Genomic DNA, 14,537 nt, shown 5'->3' on the forward strand with positions numbered 1-14,537 from the left:
GACGGCGGCCCGGGTCTCCCCGGACCGCCGTCCGCGCTCGTCGCCGTACGCGACCCGTCTCTCAGGCGCCGCGCCGCCGGTGTCTCAGGCGCCGCGCGCCCCTTGCCTCAGGCGCCGCATGCCTCGTGTCTCAGGCGCCGCGCGGCCCCGTCGGGCGGCGGGACGGGCGCGCGAGGGCGTAGCCGCCGATGCCCGCGAGCGCGCCGAGCACACCGCCGGCGGCGGTCCAGATCCAGCGGTCTGTCCACCAGCCGGAGGACCAGCCGTCCTCGGGCTCGACACCGGAGGCGGACGGCCGCGCTCCGTCGCCCGGACCGCTGTCGGTCCCGGTCCCGTCTCCGTCGTCGGCCGCCGCGACAGTGGTACGGCCCGGGGTCAGCGGGACGGCCAGCTGCCCGCCGACCGCCGAGGCCCCGCCCTTGTCCGGCGTGGCGGCCTCGATCTCCGCCCGTACCGGCAGCCCGAGGTCCACCTCCTGCGCGTTCAGGACGGTCAGCCGTATGTAGTAGCTGCCCGGCAGCGGATCGTTGGACCACGGCTCCGCCCAGGCCCGTACGGTACGCAGGGTGCACCGCAGCTCGACCGTGCGCGCGTCGGCCGCGAGCGCCTTGGTCTGGGCGCCGTACATACACGGCTGGCGGCGGCGCAGTCCGTCGTAGACGTCCACCTGCCAGGTGGTCGCGCCCTTCCTGGCCGCGGCGGACTCGGGGAGGGTGACCTTCGCCGTGACGGTCGGGCGCTGCCCGGCGTCCGCGGGGAACACCCAGTACAGGTAGTCGCCCGAGGAGCCGTCCGCCGTGGCCCGCTGGCCCGGCCGGAACGCGGTGGCCGTACGGAACGAGGTCCCGGCCTCGGTCAGCGCCTCGGCGGTGTCGGAGCCGTTGGAGCCGTCGGACGAGCTGCCGGTGGGCGTCGGGGTCCCGTCGGCGACGGCACCCCCCGCCGTACCGAGAAGCAGCACACCGGCCAGCAGGGAACCCGTGAACATACCGGTGATACGCATCAGTTGCTCCTCCATACGAGACGCAGGCGCGAGAGCCAGCCCCAGAGCAGTCCGGCGACCAGTCCGGTGAGGGCCAGGGTGCCGAGCAGCCACCAGCCGCGGCCGAGACCGAACGCGGCGGCGTCGGACGCCTCGTCGGGCGAGTCGACCAGGTCGACGCTCAGCTCGACGGGCAGGCCCGGGGTGGTCTTGACGGAGGGGGGCGCGGAGAAGGCGTTGCCGACCTGGAGACAGACCGTCTCGGTGGCCGGCTTCACCTCGTCCTCGTTGTCGAGCGGCGGCTTCGGGTAGCGCAGCCCCGACGAGATCACGTCGGTGCGTCCGTCGCCCGCTTCCGAGCCGCGGACGATCTCCCTGCCGTGTACGGTCACGGCGCGCAGCAGCACGCCGTAGTCCCGGTTGACGGCGCGGTCGGCGCCGACGCTGACGGAGGCGCGCAGCTCCTGGCCGGGCAGCACGTCCACGCGGTACCAGCGGTGCTCGGAGAACTTCTCGCGGTCGCTGTAGAGGCCGGGCTTGATCCGCGGGGCGTCGGCGCAGCGCGCGGCGCCCTCGGTGGCCACCGGAGTGACGACCGGGTCGGCCGCGCGGTCCACCAACTGCGTGACGCGGCGGGAGAGTTCATCGGTGTGCTGGACTGAGGTGAAGGTGCCGCCGGTGGCTTCGGCGATACAGGTCAGCTGCCGCCGAGTCTTGTCGTCGGGGACGAGGCCCAGGGTGTCGATGGTGAGATGGATGCCCTTGGCCGCGATCTCGCGCGCGACCTCGCAGGGGTCGAGCGGGGCACAGGTGTCCTCGCCGTCGGTGATGAGGACGATGCGCCGGGTGGCGTCGCCGTCGCCCTCCAGGTCGTCGGCGGCGCCGAGGAGTGCGGGGCCGATGGGTGTCCAGCCGGTGGGGGCGAGTGTGGCCACCGCGGTCTTCGCCTCGGTACGGTCCAGCGGCCCCACCGGGTAGAGCTGCTTGGTGTCCTTGCAGCCGACCTTGGTGTCCTTGCCGGGGTAGTCGGCGCCGAGGGTGCGGATGCCCAGCTCCACTTCCTGCGGAACCGCGTCGAGCACCTCGTTGAACGCCTGTTTCGCCGCCGTCATCCGGGACTGGCCGTCGATGTCGCGGGTCCGCATCGAGCCGCTGACATCGAGGACCAGATCGACCTTCGGGGCCGGTTTCCCGGTAGGTTCGTCGGCGGCGGCAGCGGCGGGAGGGAAGAGCCCTACGGCCAGGGTGGCCACCAGACCGCACGCGGCGGCTGCCGGCCATTTACTTATGATCATCGCCGGATGATAGTGAGAGTTCCCCCACCGGACCAAACAGGAATTGACGGCCCGTCAGCGGTTCATCAGCTGTCCGTCAGCATCCTTGCCGACCCCCACGAGGTGACGTCATGCACGGGAACACCGAACCGTCCAAGCGATTCACCGATTCCGCCGGCGGCCCGGACCGCCGCCGCCTGAACCGCCGCCGCTTCCTGGGCGCGGGGGCGCTCGCCGCCGCCTCGGTCGTCGCGGCGGCGCCCGCTCCTTTCGCCGTCCCGGCCCACGCCGCGGCCCCCGTTCCCGCCCGCCCGCGCGCCGCCTCCCGGCCGCTGTTCCTCGGGACGTACACCTCCGCCGAAGGCGGCGGCACCGGAGTCGGCCTGGCCACGTACGACACGGTGACGGGCGCGATCTCGGGCGCCGGTACGGTCACCGGCGTCGACAATCCCTCGTATCTCGCCGTCCATCCGGACGGCACCACGCTCTACACCGTCAATGAGCAACAGGACGGCGGCGTCACGGCGATCGCCCTGCCCGGGGCCGGGGGCGGGAGCCCGACCGTGCTGGGTACACGCGCCACGGGCGGCGCCGGGCCCACTCATCTGTCGGTGCACCCCGGCGGAGACTGGCTGCTGAGCGCCAACTACACCTCCGGCAGCGTCGCCGTGCACCCCATCGGGGACTCGGGCGCGCTGGGCGAGCGTACGGACCTGGTCACGCACTCCGCGCCGCCGCCGGGCCCCGGGCAGCAGGGGCCGCACGCCCACCAGATCCTCACCACGCCGGACGGCGGCCATGTACTCGCCGTCGACCTCGGCAACGACACCGTCTACACGTACCGCCTCGACACCTCGGCCGGGACGCTGGCCCAGGTCTCTTACGCGCGGCTGCGCCCCGGCGCGGGCCCTCGCCATCTCGCCTTCCACCCGTCGGGCGCGTTCGCCTATCTGGCCAACGAGCTGGACAACACCGTCGTCGTCTGCGCGTACGACCCCGCGACCGGTGAACTCACCCCCGGCGAGCCGCAGTCCACCGGCGCGGGGCAGGCGGGCGGCAACTTCCCGGCCCAGCTGGTGGTCACCGGAGACGGGGCCTTCGCGTATCTCGCCAATCGCGGTCACAACAGCCTGACGCGGTACGCCGTCGAGGCGTCCGGCGCGAGGCTGCGGCTGCTCGACACCGTGCCGGTCGGCGGCGACTTCCCCCGGCAGCTCGCCCTCTCCCCCTCCGGGGATCTGCTGTTCGCCGCCAATCAGCGGTCGAACTCGGTGACGGTCTTCCATGTCGACCCGGACAGCGGCGAACTGCGCTCGGCCGGCGCGGCGTTCCCGTCGCCGGTGGCTGTCTGCGTGCTTCCGCTGTAGGCAAGCATCGGACATCAGAGATCCTATGGGATATGTGAAGGCGAAAGCCGTGCCGTGAGGAGCCGGCGGGACGAGACCGGTCAGCCGTCGGCGGACCCGCGCCGCGCCGCCGCGGCCAGATGCTCACGCATGGCCACGACCGGGCGTTCGGGGTCGCCGGACTCGAACGCCGCCAGGATCGCCGCGTGTTCGTCCACGGCCACGTCGACGTCGGTCGTGCCGGGGTCGGCGGTCCGCCGCCGCCGCTGCACCTGGGCGCTCAGGGACTCGGCGGTCCTGAGGAGGAAGCGGTTGCCGGAGGCCCGGATGATCGTGAGGTGGAACTCCCAGTCCGCCGCGACGTACTCACGCACATCGGAGAAGTCGGCCGGCCGGCCGTGCGCGCCCCGCGACGTGCGTGACGTCCGTACGCGATGGGCGCGCAGCACGTGCCGGGCGTGTGCGGCACGCAGCTCGGGCACCAGCTCGTCGGTCCGGGAGACCGCGCGCTCCACGGCCGCGGTCTCCAGGACCGTGCGCAGGTCGAACAGCTCCGCGAGCTGCCGCGGTGACAGCGGCGGGGCGACGCGGTAGCCCTTGAGCGCCACCCGCGAGATCAGACCGGTGTCTTCGAGCTGGACGAGCGCCTCGCGCACCGGGGTCGGCGACACCTCCAGCTCCCGGGCGAGGGAGTCGATACCGAGCGAACTCCCTTGCGGGGCCGAGCCGTCGAGCAGCCTCTCCAGAATCGCGTCGTACACGCCGTCGCGGAGGGCCCGGCGAGGCACTACCGGCTTACGGCCGGCGGCCGGGGCGGCCAGGTCACTGGTCTCGTTCCTGTTCATCTCGCTCGCCATCCTAGCGTCACCGGGCCGGCCGGACGAGGTCGCGGAGTGTCTCCTATTGAGTAGATCCTATAGGGTCTATGATCCACATCCCGGTCGCGGCCACCTCTGACAGACCCGGAGACGACGATGTCCCACACCGCACAGGACTGGCCCATCGGCGCCGCCGTCCTTCAGTCCCCGCACATCGAGGGCGGGGGCATCAACCACCGGCCTACCCTCGCGCCCTCCCTCTGCCGGCCCGCCCTCGAACCCGCCCCGGCGGCGGGCTCCGACGGTCCGGTCCACGCCGAGGGGGTCCGGCCGTGACCACGCTGACGAACGACCCGCGCGCCTTCGCCGACGAGGCCCTGGCCGGGTTCGCCGCCGCCCACGCGGATGAGGTCCGTGCGGTGCACGGCGGCGTCGTCCGCGCCTCGGCCACCCCGCCGGGCCAGGTCGCCGTCGTCATCGGCGGCGGCACCGGCCACTACCCCGCGTTCGCCGGCTGGGTCGGGCCCGGCTTCGCGCACGGCGCGGCCTGCGGCCAGGTCTTCGCCTCCCCCTCAGCCTCGCGGATCTGCTCGGTGGCACGGGCCGCCGGCAACGGCGGCGGTGTGATCCTCGGCTTCGGCAACTACGCCGGGGACACCCTGCACTTCGGGCGGGCGGCCGAACAGCTCCGTGCCGAAGGCGTGGACGCCAGGACCCTCGCGGTCACCGACGACATCGCGTCGGGACCGGCCGACGACACCGCGCCGCGCCGCGGCATCGCGGGCGATTTCCCCGTACTGAAGATCCTCGGTGCCGCGGCCGAGGCCGGTCTCGGTATCGACGCGGCCGTACGGGCGGGCCGCAGGGCCAACGCGGCCACCCGCTCGCTCGGCCTCGCCTCCGGTGGCTGCACCCTGCCGGGCGCGGACCGGCCGCTGTTCACCGTCCCCGCCGGGCGGACGAGCATCGGCCTCGGCATCCACGGCGAGCCCGGGATCGCGGAACTCCCCCTGCCCGCCGCCGACCGGGCCGCCGACCTCCTGGTGGACAGCGTCCTGGCGGAGCGGGCGGCGGCATCCGCCGGCGTGGGCGGATCCGACCGGGTGGCGCTGCTGCTCAACGGCCTGGGCGGGACCACGTACGAGGAGATGTACGTCGTCCACCGCCGCGTGGCCGAGCGGCTGGCCGCCGAGGGCCTGACCATCGTCGCGCCGGTGATCGGCGAGCAGATCACCAGCCTCGGGATGGCCGGGCTCTCCCTCACCCTGACCTTCCTCGACGCCGAACTGGAAGCGCTGTGGACGGCTCCGGCCGCCACCCCCGCCTTCCGCCGGGGCGCCCTCGCGCCCCGGCCGCCGCGTACCGACGATCTGACCACCACCCACCGGGTGCCGCCGGTCGTACCGGGCGGCCCCGGTTCACGGGCCCTGGGGGCGCGGCTGGCCGAGGCCCTGCTGACGGTCCGCGACACCGTGGTGGTCCATGAGGCGCGGCTCGGGGACCTCGACGCCGTGGCGGGCGACGGCGACCACGGCATCGGGATGCGGTGCGGGGCCGAGGCCGCGGCGGCGGCCGCGCGGGAGGCGGCGGCCCTCGGTGCCGGCGCCGGTACGGTGCTGGCGCACGCCGGCGCGGCCTGGTCGGAGCGGGCCGGCGGCACCTCCGGCGCGCTGTGGGGCGCGGCGCTGACGTCGTTCGGCGCGGTGCTCGGCGACCACGACGGCGTCACGGCCGAGCGCGACGGCCGTACCGCCGGACGCGACGGCGTCACCACCGGACGCGACGGCGCCGACGGTGCCCGGCTGACCCGTGCCGTGCGGGCCGCGGTGGACACGGTGCTGCGGATCGGCGGAGCGAGACCCGGCGACAAGACGCTGGTGGACGCTGCCGTGCCGTTCGCCGACCGGCTGGAGGCGGCCCTGCCCACGGCCGGGTTCGCCGCCGCGTGGGCGCAGGCCGCGCGGGCCGCGGGCGAGGCCGCCGAGGCGACCGCCGCCATCGCCGCGCGCCTGGGCCGGGCCCGTACCCACGGGGTCCGGGGCCTCGGCTCGCCCGACCCGGGGGCCGTCTCGTTCGCCCTGATCGTCGCCGCCCTCACACCCGGCTCCGCCGACGCCGTCAGCTCTCTCGGCCCCAACTCCCCCGGCGCCAACTCCCCCGAGGAGAAGCACTGATGCCGCGTATCACCGCGACCGAGGTCCGCTGTCGATCACGGAACCCCGGGAGCGGCGGCGTGGTGGCAGCGGCGTAGCGGCACAGCGGCACCACCGCGCCGTCCCCGGTGGTTGGATGGCGGCAGGCCCGTTCCCCGCCCGCACCGCGTGTCCCACGGCGCTTCCCGTTCCCGCCGGCAGCCCCGGGCCCAGACTGGAGGTCGCACGATGGTGACGAAGGGCCGTACGAGCCAGCCCACCCTGGAGGAGGTCGCCGCGCTCGCGGGCGTCGGCCGGGGCACGGTGTCCCGCGTCATCAACAACTCACCCCGGGTGAAGGACACCACGCGACATCTGGTCGAGCGGGCCATCGCCCAGCTCGGCTACATACCCAACCGGGCCGCCCGCGCGCTGGCGGGCAGCCGTACCGACGCCGTGGCCCTGGTGATACCCGAGACCGGGAAACGCTTCTTCGCCGAGCCGTACTTCTCCGAGATCGTGCACGGCGTGGGCGACGGTCTCGCCGACACCGATCTGCAACTCCTGCTCACCCTCGTCCGCACGGAGAAGGAGCGCCACCGCTTCCTCCAGTACGCGCGCGCCCGCCGGATCGACGGTGTCCTCCTGGTCTCCGTCCACGGCAGCGACCCGCTGCCCGATCTGCTGGCCGAGATGGAGATGCCGACGGTCCTCGGCGGTCGCAGGTCCGGGGACGAATCGGTGTCGTACGTCGACTCCGACAACGTGGGCGGCACCCGGGCCGCCGTACACCATCTGTCCTCGTCCGGACGCCGGGCGATCGCCACCATCACCGGTCCGCTGGACATGTATGTGGCGCGGTGCCGTCTGCGCGGATACGAGGAGGCGGTACGCGAACACCCCGCCGGCCCCGCCCCCGCCCGGATCGCGCACGGCGACTTCACCGAGGAGAGCGGACGCCGCGCGATGGCGGAGCTGCTGCGCCTCCACCCGGATCTCGACGCGGTGTTCGCCGCCTCGGACCTGATGGCGGTGGGCGCCCTGCACACCCTGCGAGCGGCGGGCCGCAGAGTCCCCGAGGATGTGGCGGTGGTGGGGTTCGACGACTCCCCCCTCGCCCGCCACACGGACCCTCAACTGACGTCGGTGCGCCAGCCGGTGGAGGAGATGGGGCGCACGATGGCCCGGGTGCTGCTGGAGACGATCAACGACTCCTCGGCGGCCTGGCAGCACGTGGTCCTGCGCACGGAACTGGTGCGACGCGCCTCGGGGTGAACGGCGCCGGCAGGACCGCGCCGCGCCGGGCCGTGTCCCGTGGGGGTACGGCCCGGCGCGGCGACCGTTCACGCTCAGAGCGAGCCGAGTCGCTCCAGGGGGAACGGCGGCTGGGCCAACGGTCGTACGGCGAGCCGGGTGAGCGGCAGGACGTTGTCGTCGCCCGCCGTCCGGTTGGCGTGCAGTACGTCGCAGTGGACGCAGCGGTGCACGAGTACCCACTCGCCGTCCCCGCGTACGGAGATGGCGAGCGGCTCCATCCGGGCACCGCAGTCGGCGGCCCGGTCGCCCGGGATGTCGTCGACATGACGGCTCCACAGGCAGTTCGGGCAGTGGTTGCGGTGGCCGGTGCCAGCCGCGGTCATCGGTACGTCGAGACCGCAGTGGAGACAGCGGAAGGATTCGGCGCGCGCTTCGAGCCGCGCGCGTTTTGACGTGTTACGGGAGTTGCGGGACATCGTGAGAACGACTCCTGGTGTCATGCTCGGACGGTCGGGGGTGAACGCCGTCTCGTACCAGGGAAGTTCGCTCAGGTCGCCGATGCCTGTCGGCCGTGCGGGTCAGCAGCGGTGCCGCGGAGGCATCACGGAGAGAGAACTGCCTCGGTCATGAGAACGGTTCCGACCGGCCACAGGCATACAACACCACCCTTTGAGAACACTCGTCAGGAGCCCGCGGTGAGCGCCGCCTCGATGAAACAGGCGGCCGGGCCCGTGTGACAACCGAATATCCGGATATCCGGAGGTCCGACCGGCGGCGCACTCAGGCGACCGACCCGATCGCCCGCGTCCTCGGCCCGTCATGGTGGATCGGGGTGTGCGCGCCCGTCAGCGGGACTCCGCTGCCGCCCTGTCGGACCGCGACGATCTCCGCCGCGATCGACAGCGCGGTCTCCTCGGGCGTACGGGCCCCGAGGTCGAGCCCTATCGGCGAGTGCAGCCGGGCGAGTTCGCGCTCGGTGACGCCGATCTCGCGCAGCCGTCTGTTGCGGTCCTCGTGGGTACGGCGTGAGCCCATCGCGCCGACGAAGGCGACGGGAAGCCTGAGGGCGAGCTCCAGCAGGGGCACATCGAACTTGGCGTCGTGGGTGAGCACGCAGAGCACCGTACGGCTGTCGACCGCCGTCGACGCCAGATAGCGGTGCGGCCAGTCGACCACGATCTCGTCCGCGTCGGGGAAGCGGTCGCGGGTGGCGAAGACGGGGCGCGCGTCGCAGACGGTCACGTGGTAGCCGAGGAACGCGCCGGTACGCACCAGCGCGGCGGCGAAGTCGATGGCACCGAAGACGATCATGCGCGGCGGCGGGACGCTCGACTCGACCAGCAGCGTCAGCGGCTGCCCGCACCGCGATCCACGCTCCCCCAGTACGACCGTGCCGGTACGGCCCGCGTCCAGCAGGGCGCGGGCCTCGGCCGCCGCCGTACGGTCCAGCCGCGGGTGGCCGCCGAGGCCGCCCTCGTACGATCCGTCGGGGCGCACCAGCAGGGCGCGGCCCCGGAGCGCGTCCGGTCCTTCGGTGATCCGCGCGAGCGCCGCCGCGTCCCCCCGGGCGGCGGTGGACAGCGCCGCCGCGAACACCGCCCGCGGGGCGCGTCCAGCGGCGTCGGACCGTACCGGCGTCACCAGGATGTCGATGACCCCACCGCAGGTCAGCCCTACGGCGAAGGCGTCCTCGTCGCTGTAGCCGAACCGCTCCAGGACGGTGGTGCCGTCCTGGAGGGCCTGTTGGCACAGCTCGTACACGGCCCCCTCCACACAGCCGCCGGAGACCGAGCCGATCGCCGTGCCCGCGCTGTCGACGGCGAGCGCGGCTCCCGGCAGGCGGGGCGCGCTGCCGGTGACCGCCACGACCGTGGCGACGGCGAAGTCACGTCCCTGCTCGACCCACCGGTTCAGCTCTTCGGCGATGTCCAGCATGTCGGTCTCCTCAGGTCGGGTGGGTGCGGTCGGGTGGGTGGGTGCCGTCGGGCGCGGGGGAGGCCGGGTCAGGAGACGCCCAGCCAGGATTCGATCGGGTGGAGCGCGTAGAAGACCACGAAGATCACGGTGAGGCCCCACATGAAGGCCCCGATCTCGCGGGCCCGGCCCTGGGCGATCCGGATCGCGACGTACGAGAGGACGCCCGCCGCGACCCCGGCGGTGATGGAGTACGTGAACGGCATCAGGACGACGGTCAGGAAGACCGGGATGGCGACGGCGCGATCGCCCCAGTCGACGTGCCGTGCGTTCTGCGTCATCATCGCGCCGATGACGACCAGGGCCGCCGCCGCGACCTCCCCCGGGACGATCTGGGTGATCGGGGTGAAGAAGAGACAGGCCGCGAAGAGGAGGCCGGTGATGACGGAGGCGAAGCCGGTACGCGCTCCCTCGCCGACACCCGTCGCGGACTCGACGAAGACGGTCTGTCCCGAGCCGCCCGCCACCCCGCCGATGGCACCGCCCGCGCCGTCGATGAACAGCGCCTTGGACAGGCCCGGCATCCGGCCCTTGTCGTCGGCGAGCCCGGCTTCCGTACCGACGCCGATGATGGTGGCCATCGCGTCGAAGAAGCCCGCGAGCACGAGGGTGAAGACGATCATGCCGACGGTCATCGCGCCGACCTGCCCCCAGCCGCCGAACTCGACCTTCCCGAAGAGCGAGAAGTCGGGCATGGAGACGGCGCTGCCGGTCAGCTCCGGCGGGCCGCTGTTCCACGCCTTGGGGCTGATGCCGCCCGCGGCGTTGAGGACGACGGCGATGACCGTGCCGATGACGATGCCGATCAGGATGGCGCCGGGCACATCGCGGGCCTGGAGCATGAAGATGAGCAGCAGGGTGACGCAGAAGATCAGGACGGGCCAGCCGGCGAGTTCACCGGTGGGGCCGAGCGTGACCGGCCCCCCGCCCTGCGAGGCGTGCACGAAGCCCGCCTTCACCAGTCCGATCAGCGCGATGAACATGCCGATGCCCATGGTGATCGCGTGCTTGAGCGCGAGCGGGATGGCGTTCATGATCATTTCCCGCAGGCCGGTGACCACCAGCAGGCAGATCACCGCTCCGTACATCACGCACATGCCCATGGCCTGCGGCCAGGTCATCACGGGCACGACCTGTCCGGCCACCACACCGGAGACGGAGAGCCCGGCGGCGAGCGCGAGGGGCACCTTGCCCACGAAGCCCATCAGCAGGGTGGTCAGCGCGGCGGCGAAGGCGGTCGCGGTGATCAGGGCCTTCTGGCCGAGGGTGTCGCCGGCGACGTCCTCGCCGGAGAGGATCAGCGGGTTGAGCAGCAGGATGTACGCCATGGCCATGAAGGTCGTGACACCGCCGCGCAGTTCGCGCGCGACGGTCGAGCCGCGGTGGGATATGTGAAAGTACCGGTCGAGCCAGGACTTGCCGGCCGGGGGACGTGAGCCGGCGCCGGCGTCCTCGGCGGTGGTCCTTGGCTCCACTGACGAATGGGTCATGTATGCCTGCTCCCAAGGTTCAAAGGGGCACCCGCGAAGAGACGGGGATGCGGGATTTGGGATGGTGCGTGGGCTGCACGACCCGGGGGACGGCCCGAGACGAATCAAAGGCGAGGTCCCGGGCGGCACGAGCGGCGCCGCCCGGGGACTGCTGGTGGGACTGGTGGGTGGGGCTGGTGGGTGGGGGTGGGTCGGGCTGGGGTGGGTAGGTCCGGGTGGGAACTGATGGTGCGTCAGGTGCCGGTGAGGTGCTCGGGACGTACCGGCGTCCTGTTCAGCTCCAGACCCGTCGCGTTCCTGATGGCCGCCAGTACGGCGGGAGTTGACGAGAGGGTCGGAGCCTCGCCGATGCCGCGCAGACCGTACGGCGCGTGTTCATCGGCCAGTTCGAGTACGTCGACGGGGATCGTCGGTGTATCGAGGATGGTGGGGATCAGATAGTCCGTGAAGGACGGGTTGCGCACCTTCGCGGTCTTGGGGTCGACGATGATCTCCTCCATCACCGCCACCCCCAGGCCCTGCGTGGTGCCGCCCTGGATCTGGCCCAGGACGGAGAGCGGGTTGAGCGCCTTGCCGACATCCTGGGCGACGGCCAGTTCGATGACCTTGACCAGCCCCAGTTCGGTGTCCACCTCGACGACCGCGCGGTGCGCGGCGAAGGAGTACTGGACATGGCCGTTGCCCTGTCCCGTCCTGAGGTCGAAGGGCTGGGTCGGACGGTGGCGCCACTCCAGCTCCAGATCCACCGCCTCGTCCTCCAGCACGTCCACCAGATCAGCGAGGACCTCGCCGCCGTCGGTGACGATCTTGCCGCCTTCGAGCAGCAACTCGGCGGTGGCCCAGGCGGGGTGGTACGTACCGAACTTGCGCCGGCCGATCTCCAGGACCTTCTCCCGGACGTTCTCGCAGGCGTGCTTCACCGCTCCGCCCGTGACATACGTCTGACGGGAGGCCGAGGTGGACCCCGCCGAGCCGACCCGGGTGTCGGCCGGCTGGATGGTGACCTGCGCGACGCCGAGTTCGGTACGGGCGATCTGGGCGTGTACGGTGACGCCGCCCTGGCCGACCTCCGCCATCGCGGTGTGGACGACGGCGACCGGCACCCCGTTGATCACTTCGAGCCGCACGCGCGCGGTGGAGTAGTCGTCGAAGCCCTCGGAGAAGCCGACGTTCTTGATGCCGACCGCGTAGCCGACGCCCAACACGACCCCTTCGCCATGGGTGGTGTTGGAGAGCCCACCGGGCAGCGCCCGTACGTCGGGCGCCTCACCGGCCGTGAGCCACTGCTGCTCGGGCGGGAGCGGTCTGGCCTTGACCCGGCGCAGCAGTTCGGCGACGGGCGCCGGGGAGTCGACGCGCTGTCCGGTCGGCAGCAACGAGCCCTGTTCCATGGCGTTGAGCTGCCGGAACTCCACCGGATCCAGGTCCAGCGCCGCCGCCAGCCTGTCCATCTGCGCCTCGTACGCGAAGCACGCCTGGACGGCGCCGAAGCCACGCATCGCGCCGCAGGGCGGGTTGTTGGTGTAGAGCGCGATCGCCTCGATGTCGACGTCCTCGATGACATACGGGCCGACGGAGAGGGACGAGGCGTTGCCGACGACGGCCGGGGAGGCGGAGGCGTACGCGCCGCCGTCCAGCACGATCCGGCACTTCATGTGGGTGATCCTGCCGTCGCGCGTCGCGCCGTGTTCGTACCAGAGCTTCGCGGGGTGCCGGTGCACATGACCGAAGAAGGATTCGAACCGGTTGTAGACGATTTTCACCGGCTTGCCGGTGCGCAGGGCCAGCAGACAGGCGTGGATCTGCATGGAGAGGTCTTCCCGGCCGCCGAAGGCACCGCCGACGCCGGAGAGCGTCATCCGGACCTTGTCCTCGGACAGGCCGAGCACGGGCGCGATCTGGCGCAGATCGGAGTGGAGCCATTGGGTGGCGACATACAGATCGACGCCGCCGTCCTCGGCGGGCACCGCGAGGCCGGACTCGGGGCCCAGGAACGCCTGGTCCTGCATGCCGAAGACATAGTCGCCGGAGACGATCACATCGGCGCGCGCGGCCGCCGCGTCGGCGTCGCCCCGGACGATCGGCTGACGGTGGACGATGTTCGGGTGCGGGACATGCCCGATGTGGTGGTCGTCGCGGTTCTCGTGGATCAGCGGGGCGCCGGGCGCGGTCGCGGATGCCTCATCGGTGACGACCGGCAGTTCGGCGTAGTCGATCCGTATCCTGGCGGCGGCGCGGCGGGCGGTCTCGGGGTGGTCGGCGGCCACCAGGGCGACCGGCTCGCCATGATGCCGGACCCTGCCGTGGGCGAGGACGGGGGTGTCCTGGATCTCCAGACCGTAGTTCTTGACGGCCGTCGGGAGATCGTCATAGGTCAGTACGGCGTAGACACCGGGGGTCGCGAGCGCCTCGGTTGTGTCGATCGATCTGATCTCGGCGTGCGCCACGGTGGAGCGCAATGTGTGACCCCACAACATGTCTTCGTGCCACATGTCGGAGGAGTACGCGAACTCGCCGGTGACCTTGAGTATGCCGTCGGGACGGAGCGTCGACTCGCCGATGCCGCCCCTGGTCTGCGAGCCCTGGCTGATCGTGGTGGGGGCCCCGGCGGGGGCCCCGGGGCCGGAGGGTGAACCAGTCGTGGCCATGCTCAGACCGCCTCTTCCTGACGGGCGGCCGCGAGACGGACCGCGTCGAGGATCTTCTCGTAGCCCGTGCAGCGGCAGAGGTTGCCCGACAGCGCCTCACGGATGTCCGCGTCGCTCGGGGAGGGGTTGCGCTCCAGCATCTCGTCGGCCGCGACCAGCAGGCCCGGCGTGCAGAAGCCGCACTGTACGGCGCCCGCGTCGATGAACGCCTGCTGGATCGGGGCGAGTTCACCCGCCTCACCGGTCCCTGAGTCCGTACCCCCGGCCTGCCACTGCCGGGCGCTCTGAAGGCTCGTACCGCCCGCGAGGCCCGTACCGCACGCACCCGGGGCGCGGCCGTCGCCGGGTTGCGCGCTGTCGCGGTGTCTGGCGTAGTCCGCCAGGCCCTCGACGGTGATGACCTCGCGGCCCTCGGCCTGGCCGGCCGCCACCAGACAGGAACAGACCGGGACGCCGTCGAGCCGTACCGTACAGGAGCCGCATTCGCCCTGCTCACAGGCGTTCTTCGAACCCGGAAGGCCCATGCGCTCGCGCAGTACGTACAGCAGGCTCTCGCCCTCCCAGACGTCGTCGGCTTCCTGCCTGCGGCCATTGACGGTGAAGTTGACGCGCATGG

The 14,537-nt window shown here is 72.4% G+C and carries 12 protein-coding genes; 4 read left to right on the forward strand and 8 right to left on the reverse strand.

Annotation, left to right across the window (positions count from 1 at the left end; genetic code table 11):
* Positions 1 to 130 precede the first annotated feature (130 nt).
* Both ACIRQP_RS28465 and ACIRQP_RS28470 read right to left on the reverse strand, forming a co-directional pair.
* A complete protein-coding gene (locus tag ACIRQP_RS28465) occupies positions 131 to 1,003 on the reverse strand; it encodes a hypothetical protein (RefSeq protein ID WP_403894451.1) in 873 nt (290 codons plus the stop codon).
* Positions 1,003 to 2,277 (reverse strand): VWA domain-containing protein, encoded by a 1,275-nt coding sequence (locus ACIRQP_RS28470; protein ID WP_403894454.1) that lies wholly within the window; start codon positions 2,275 to 2,277, stop codon positions 1,003 to 1,005. The genes ACIRQP_RS28465 and ACIRQP_RS28470 overlap by 1 nt, the downstream gene beginning before the upstream one ends.
* 110 nt (positions 2,278 to 2,387) lie before the next feature.
* On the opposite strand from ACIRQP_RS28470, the gene ACIRQP_RS28475 reads away from it, so the two are divergent.
* Entirely contained in the window at positions 2,388 to 3,623 is a 1,236-nt protein-coding gene (locus ACIRQP_RS28475) for a lactonase family protein (protein ID WP_403894456.1), read from the forward strand.
* Positions 3,624 to 3,703: 80 nt separating this feature from the next.
* Here the strand turns inward: ACIRQP_RS28475 and ACIRQP_RS28480 are convergent, their stop codons facing one another.
* A complete protein-coding gene (locus ACIRQP_RS28480; protein ID WP_403894459.1) occupies positions 3,704 to 4,447 on the reverse strand; it encodes a GntR family transcriptional regulator in 744 nt (247 codons plus the stop codon).
* Positions 4,448 to 4,576: 129 nt separating this feature from the next.
* On the opposite strand from ACIRQP_RS28480, the gene ACIRQP_RS28485 reads away from it, so the two are divergent.
* From ACIRQP_RS28485 to ACIRQP_RS28495, 3 genes are all read left to right on the forward strand, one after another.
* Positions 4,577 to 4,756 (forward strand): hypothetical protein, encoded by a 180-nt coding sequence (locus ACIRQP_RS28485; RefSeq protein ID WP_403894462.1) that lies wholly within the window; start codon positions 4,577 to 4,579, stop codon positions 4,754 to 4,756.
* Complete coding sequence (locus ACIRQP_RS28490; RefSeq protein WP_403894464.1) at positions 4,753 to 6,594, forward strand: dihydroxyacetone kinase family protein; 1,842 nt, start codon at positions 4,753 to 4,755, stop codon at positions 6,592 to 6,594. The genes ACIRQP_RS28485 and ACIRQP_RS28490 overlap by 4 nt, the downstream gene beginning before the upstream one ends.
* 207 nt (positions 6,595 to 6,801) lie before the next feature.
* Positions 6,802 to 7,827 carry a LacI family DNA-binding transcriptional regulator gene (locus ACIRQP_RS28495; protein WP_403894467.1) on the forward strand — a complete coding sequence of 342 codons (1,026 nt, stop codon included), beginning with the start codon at positions 6,802 to 6,804 and terminating at the stop codon, positions 7,825 to 7,827.
* A 74-nt stretch (positions 7,828 to 7,901) separates the two neighbouring features.
* Here ACIRQP_RS28495 and ACIRQP_RS28500 read toward each other — a convergent pair whose 3' ends face one another.
* The 5 genes from ACIRQP_RS28500 to ACIRQP_RS28520 all read right to left on the reverse strand — a co-directional run bounded on the left by ACIRQP_RS28500 (position 7,902) and on the right by ACIRQP_RS28520 (position 14,535).
* Positions 7,902 to 8,309, reverse strand: a complete 408-nt coding sequence (locus ACIRQP_RS28500) for an RNHCP domain-containing protein (protein ID WP_403894470.1) — start codon at positions 8,307 to 8,309, stop codon at positions 7,902 to 7,904.
* A 280-nt stretch (positions 8,310 to 8,589) separates the two neighbouring features.
* Entirely contained in the window at positions 8,590 to 9,744 is a 1,155-nt protein-coding gene (locus ACIRQP_RS28505) for an XdhC family protein (protein ID WP_403894473.1), read from the reverse strand.
* Positions 9,745 to 9,812: 68 nt separating this feature from the next.
* Positions 9,813 to 11,273, reverse strand: a complete 1,461-nt coding sequence (locus tag ACIRQP_RS28510) for an NCS2 family permease (protein WP_403894476.1) — start codon at positions 11,271 to 11,273, stop codon at positions 9,813 to 9,815.
* A gap of 233 nt (positions 11,274 to 11,506) precedes the next feature.
* Positions 11,507 to 13,921 carry a xanthine dehydrogenase family protein molybdopterin-binding subunit gene (locus ACIRQP_RS28515; RefSeq protein WP_403894478.1) on the reverse strand — a complete coding sequence of 805 codons (2,415 nt, stop codon included), beginning with the start codon at positions 13,919 to 13,921 and terminating at the stop codon, positions 11,507 to 11,509.
* A 2-nt stretch (positions 13,922 to 13,923) separates the two neighbouring features.
* Complete coding sequence (locus tag ACIRQP_RS28520) at positions 13,924 to 14,535, reverse strand: (2Fe-2S)-binding protein (RefSeq protein WP_403894480.1); 612 nt, start codon at positions 14,533 to 14,535, stop codon at positions 13,924 to 13,926.
* Positions 14,536 to 14,537: the final 2 nt, after the last annotated feature.

It is taken from the genome of Streptomyces sp. NPDC102274, assembly GCF_044766385.1.
In the GTDB taxonomy this organism is placed as follows: domain Bacteria; phylum Actinomycetota; class Actinomycetes; order Streptomycetales; family Streptomycetaceae; genus Streptomyces.

Coding starts and splice junctions, on each gene's coding strand:
- ACIRQP_RS28495 (WP_403894467.1), top strand. CDS start 6,802: ATGGTGACGAAGGGCCGTACGAGCCAGCCCACCCTGGAGGAGGTCGCC.
- ACIRQP_RS28500 (WP_403894470.1), bottom strand. CDS start 8,309: ATGACACCAGGAGTCGTTCTCACGATGTCCCGCAACTCCCGTAACACG.
- ACIRQP_RS28485 (WP_403894462.1), top strand. CDS start 4,577: ATGTCCCACACCGCACAGGACTGGCCCATCGGCGCCGCCGTCCTTCAG.
- ACIRQP_RS28480 (WP_403894459.1), bottom strand. CDS start 4,447: ATGAACAGGAACGAGACCAGTGACCTGGCCGCCCCGGCCGCCGGCCGT.
- ACIRQP_RS28505 (WP_403894473.1), bottom strand. CDS start 9,744: ATGCTGGACATCGCCGAAGAGCTGAACCGGTGGGTCGAGCAGGGACGT.
- ACIRQP_RS28510 (WP_403894476.1), bottom strand. CDS start 11,273: ATGACCCATTCGTCAGTGGAGCCAAGGACCACCGCCGAGGACGCCGGC.
- ACIRQP_RS28515 (WP_403894478.1), bottom strand. CDS start 13,921: ATGGCCACGACTGGTTCACCCTCCGGCCCCGGGGCCCCCGCCGGGGCC.
- ACIRQP_RS28475 (WP_403894456.1), top strand. CDS start 2,388: ATGCACGGGAACACCGAACCGTCCAAGCGATTCACCGATTCCGCCGGC.
- ACIRQP_RS28465 (WP_403894451.1), bottom strand. CDS start 1,003: ATGCGTATCACCGGTATGTTCACGGGTTCCCTGCTGGCCGGTGTGCTG.
- ACIRQP_RS28520 (WP_403894480.1), bottom strand. CDS start 14,535: ATGCGCGTCAACTTCACCGTCAATGGCCGCAGGCAGGAAGCCGACGAC.
- ACIRQP_RS28470 (WP_403894454.1), bottom strand. CDS start 2,277: ATGATCATAAGTAAATGGCCGGCAGCCGCCGCGTGCGGTCTGGTGGCC.